This is a genomic window from Sphingomonas bacterium, from assembly GCF_903644055.1.
Taxonomy (GTDB): Bacteria; Pseudomonadota; Alphaproteobacteria; order Sphingomonadales; family Sphingomonadaceae; genus Sphingomonas_I.
Window position 1 is genome coordinate 1 of record NZ_CAHJXD010000260.1, and the last position, 4335, is coordinate 4335.

General features: G+C 66.3%; 5 protein-coding genes and 1 pseudogene. 4 read left to right on the top strand and 2 right to left on the bottom strand.

Annotated features, from left to right (window positions below):
* From HUU94_RS11430 to HUU94_RS11445, 4 genes are all read left to right on the top strand, one after another.
* A partial coding sequence (locus HUU94_RS11430) for a xanthine dehydrogenase family protein molybdopterin-binding subunit (protein ID WP_174275201.1) occupies positions 1-907 on the top strand: 907 nt, incomplete at its 5' end.
* A gap of 169 nt (positions 908-1076) precedes the next feature.
* Positions 1077-1856, top strand: coding sequence for an NF038132 family protein (locus HUU94_RS11435; RefSeq protein ID WP_174275202.1), 780 nt, complete (start codon positions 1077-1079; stop codon positions 1854-1856).
* 295 nt (positions 1857-2151) lie between these two features.
* A complete protein-coding gene (gene gmk / locus HUU94_RS11440) occupies positions 2152-2796 on the top strand; it encodes a guanylate kinase (RefSeq protein ID WP_174275203.1) in 645 nt (214 codons plus the stop codon).
* A 60-nt stretch (positions 2797-2856) separates the two neighbouring features.
* A complete protein-coding gene (locus tag HUU94_RS11445) occupies positions 2857-3420 on the top strand; it encodes a hypothetical protein (protein WP_174275204.1) in 564 nt (187 codons plus the stop codon).
* Between the two features lie 139 nt (positions 3421-3559).
* Here HUU94_RS11445 and HUU94_RS11450 read toward each other — a convergent pair whose 3' ends face one another.
* Together HUU94_RS11450 and HUU94_RS11455 are read right to left on the bottom strand one after the other, a co-directional pair.
* Positions 3560-4030 (bottom strand): EF-hand domain-containing protein, encoded by a 471-nt coding sequence (locus tag HUU94_RS11450; RefSeq protein WP_174275205.1) that lies wholly within the window; start codon positions 4028-4030, stop codon positions 3560-3562.
* Positions 4031-4059: 29 nt separating this feature from the next.
* A pseudogene (locus HUU94_RS11455) lies at positions 4060-4335 on the bottom strand (squalene/phytoene synthase family protein); the annotation flags it as partial.

The window sequence follows — 4335 nt, forward strand, 5'->3', positions numbered from 1 at the left end:
CGCGACCTATCCTTATTACCGCATGCCCGGCGGCGCGGCGCGGATCACGCTCGGCGCCGACGGCCGCGCGCTCGTCCAGATGGCCAGCCATGAGATGGGCATGGGCACCGCCACCGTGCAGGCGCAGCACGCCGCCGCCCGCCTCGGGCTGGAGCTCGAGTGCGTCCGCTTCGAATATGGTGACAGCAAGCTGCCGCAGGGGACGATCGCGGGCGGCTCGTCGCAGACCGCGTCGATCGGCGCGGCGATCATCGCGGCGGCCGCAGCGCTCAACACCGAATTGCTCAAGCTCGCCGGCAACGATTCCCCGCTCGCGGGGCTCAAGGCCGATGAGGTCGAGGCGCGCGATGGCGGGCTCTGCAAGGCCGGTGAGCCCGATCGATGGGAGAGCTATGCCTCGATCCTCGCGCGCGCGCAGCGCGACGAGGTGGTGGCCGATGCCGATGCGCCGATGCCGTTCGAGACGCAGAAATATTCGATGCATTCCTATGGCGCGCAATTCTGCGAAGTCCGGGTCAATGCAGTGACGGGAGAAACGCGCGTTTCGCGGTTTCTCGGATCGTTCGATGCCGGGCGCATCCTCAACGCGCAGATGGCGACCAGCCAGTTCAAGGGCGGCATCATCATGGGCCTCGGCCTCGCGCTGACCGAGGAGACGTTGTTCGACGAACGCTCCGGCCGCGTGATGAACCCTTCGCTCGCCGAATATCACGTCCCCGTCCATTTGGACGTGCCCGCGATCGACATCCTCTGGAACGACATTCCGGATCCTCATGCGCCGCTCGGCGCGCGCGGGATCGGGGAGATCGGCATCACCGGCGTCGGCGCCGCGGTGGCGAACGCGATCTACAACGCGACCGGCAGGCGGGTGCGCGATCTTCCGATCACGCTGGACAAGCTGCTTTAGCGGACGCGCCATTCGCGCGGGACGAGAGCGTCGGAGGCAGCGCGCAGGCTACGGTGCGGAGCTTAGAGGCATTATTAATAAAAGATAAATTGCTTTGACACACTGCAGCAAAGCCGGGTAGGCGACCACATCGATTCCTTCGATGCGTTCTTTTTTTGGGGGCTTTCATATGCGTTTTCGGATTCTCGCCGCGGTTGCGGCATCGGCGATTGCCGTCGCTTCGTCTTCTTCGGCTTTCGCCGCGACCTGCACCGGCAATTGCGGTGAGCTCGGCGCCAATGGCGATGTGACGGCGCCGCCGAATGGCCAGTCCACCTATCAATATGTCACCACCAGCGGTGGCATCACTGGCGCCGGCCAGATCGCCGGCGTCGGCGGGACCAACGGTTCGCAACTGGTTTCCAGCCTGTTCGCGGCCAATTCGGGTGACGAACTGAACTTCTACTTCAACTATGTCACCGCCGATGGCGCGGGCTTCTCCGATTACGCCTTTGCGGAACTGATCAGTGACGTCGGCAGCCATGTCGCGTGGCTCTTCACCGCGCGTACCGTCCCCTCGGGCAATACCAGCCCCGGCACCGGCCTTCCCGCGAACGATGCGACGTTGACGCCGTCCTCGACGCCGATCAATCCCAATGCCACGAACTGGGCGCCGCTCGGCGGCTCTTCGGGCGGTTGCTACAGCAGCGGTTGCGGCAACACGGGTTGGATTTCGTCGGTCTATTCGATCGGCGATGCCGGCTCCTATGCGGTGCGCTATGGCGTAACCAACATCGGTGACACGGCCGTTGACTCGGGCCTCGCGTTCGCCGGTCTCCAGGTCGCCGGCCAGGCGGTCGACACCGGCGCCACCGTTCCCGAGCCCGCTTCGTGGGCGATGATGGTCGGTGGTTTTGGCATGCTCGGCGGCGCGCTTCGCCGCCGTCGCGCGAACGTCGCCTTCGGCTGATCGATCGCCAACTTTGATCTAGGAGCGGCGCTCCGTCGGAAACGACGGGGCGCCGTTTCCTTTGGCAGTCATGCTATTCGAAGATATAGGATTTCCGCCATGTCGGGCTCGTTCCGGCATCCACCGTCCCGCCGGTCGGGACCAGGAGCACGGTGGACCCCGGCTCAAGCCCGGCGCGACGAGCATGTGTTCGAGCGGGGATGAGCATAGTTTCCATTCTGGCGGCGCGTCCGCGATAGGGCCGCGCGCGCCAACCGCCGGTTGATTTCTGAGCTCGCGCACGACAAGAGCGGCCATGTCTCAGCCCGGCCTCGATCATCGCGGCGTCCTCTTCGTCCTCTCCTCGCCATCGGGCGCGGGCAAATCGACGATCGCGCGGATGCTGCTGCGGGAGGACGCCGATATCGCCATGTCGGTTTCGGTCACGACGCGGCCGATGCGCGCCGGCGAGGTCGACGGGCGCGACTATCATTTCATCGATGTCCCGCGCTTCAAGCATATGGTCGCCGCCAACGAACTGATGGAATGGGCGCACGTCTTCGATCATCGCTACGGCACGCCCAAGGCGCCGGTCGAGGCGATGCTCGCTTCGGGGCAGGACGTGCTGTTCGATATCGACTGGCAGGGCGCGCAGCAGCTCTACCAGCAGGCGGGCGGCGATGTGGTGCGCGTCTTCATCCTGCCGCCCTCGGTCGCGGAACTGGAACGCCGCCTCACCAAGCGCGGCACCGATCAGCCCGATGTCATCGCCGCGCGGATGGCGCGCGCCGCCGCCGAGATCAGCCATTGGGATGGCTATGAATATGTCCTCATCAACGATGACGTGCAGCTCTGCTTCGCGCAGGTGCTCAACATCCTCAACGCCGAACGCCTGCGCCGATCGCGCCAGACCGGGCTGATCGGTTTCACGCGCAAGCTGATGACGGCGAAGGACAGGTAGGCTAGACGTTCGATCCGCTGAAGTGGCGGCCGGCGCCGTCGACCCAAAGAAGGAAGCCGTATGATCCGTGTGCTGATCGGTAGCCTGGCGGGCGGCGTGGTGATGTTCCTCGTCGGCTTCCTCTTCTGGGCGACGCCGCTGAACAAGCTGGCCTTTTCGTCGGCGAGCGAGCAGCAGACCGCCAACGTCCAGCTCGCGATGGCGAACAATTTGCCGCACACGGGGCGCTATATCGTGCCCGATCCCGAAACGCCGGGCGGCACCGTGCTCTACGGCAAGGGGCCGGTGGCGACGGTCGATTACAATGCGGCGGGCTTCTCGACGCAGGGCGGATCGTGGATGCTCGGCGGCTTTATTCACGAAGTGGTGGTCGCGGGGCTGATCGGTTTCAGCCTGCTGGCGGTGGCCGGGCGAGTCGTCGATTTCGAAAGCCGCGCGCGGCTGGTGATCGGCTTTTCGGCGGCGGGTTCGGTGCTGATCACGCTCAGCGATCCGATCTGGATGCATGCGGACTGGGGCTTCGCGATCTACAATCTCGTCGCCTGCATGGCGATGCTGATCGCGCCGGGGCTGCTGATCGCACGCTGGTTCCTGCCCAGGCCGGTGGGCGCGACGGTTCACTGAGCGGGCGGAGGGCATGTTTTGAGCCTCTCCTGTCAAGCTGAAACGTCACCCCGGCCTTGAGCCGGGGTTCCGCTTCTTCAGCGTCGGCAGGCAGCGGGACCCCGGCTCAAGGCCGGGGTGACGGGAGTTCAGATAGACCCTAGCTCTCCTCATCCTCCTTCGGCTTTTCGGCCGGAGGGCAGTTCGCGCGGGGCTTCGTTTTGCGCTGGACCTTGGTCACGGCGAATTCCTCGGGATTGAGCGCGCCGCTCTTGTCCTTGTCGGCATTGGCGAATTTGGTCTCGGCCTTCACCGCCCATTCGTCGAAGCCCAGCCTGCCGTCGCCGTCGACGTCGAGCCTGGCGAACGCCTTGCGGCGCGCGGCGAGATATTCCTCGCGCGCGACCTTGCCGTCCCGGTCATGGTCGTAGCGCGAGAAACGCTTCTGCTCGCGCGTCTTTTCGCTGGCGGAAGGAGGGTCGGGAATGGCGTCGTCGCTCTGCGCGAGCATCGCCGCCGCCGCCTGTTGCGGGGCGAAGCCGCCGCGCGCGCCGCCCGTGCCCTTCCACAACAGCATCCCGCCGCCCGCCAGCAACAAAGCCGCGACCGCCCCGACCAGATAGCGCCACATGTGCTTCCCTCTTCATGCCCTGGGAGAGGCTAACGTCGCGTGAGGCGCAGCGCCAGCAGGCGCAGCAGCCGCGACGGCGATCCCTGCCGACGTCCGCCGGGCGCCGCGGCATCGATCCGCGCCAGTGTGGCGAGTGCTGCGAGCGGGAGCGAGGCGCGGGGCCATCCTCCTTCGATCGTCGCAAGCACCGCCCGCGCCTGCGCGCGCGCCTCGTCGCGGACCTTGGGATCGGAATGGCGATGGCTGAGATCGGCGAGCGCCCAGCCTTCGCCGGCGCCCGGCAGGCGGGGGTCGGCGCAGCCGAG

Coding starts and splice junctions, on each gene's coding strand:
- HUU94_RS11435 (WP_174275202.1), top strand. CDS start 1,077: ATGCGTTTTCGGATTCTCGCCGCGGTTGCGGCATCGGCGATTGCCGTC.
- gmk (WP_174275203.1), top strand. CDS start 2,152: ATGTCTCAGCCCGGCCTCGATCATCGCGGCGTCCTCTTCGTCCTCTCC.
- HUU94_RS11445 (WP_174275204.1), top strand. CDS start 2,857: ATGATCCGTGTGCTGATCGGTAGCCTGGCGGGCGGCGTGGTGATGTTC.
- HUU94_RS11450 (WP_174275205.1), bottom strand. CDS start 4,030: ATGTGGCGCTATCTGGTCGGGGCGGTCGCGGCTTTGTTGCTGGCGGGC.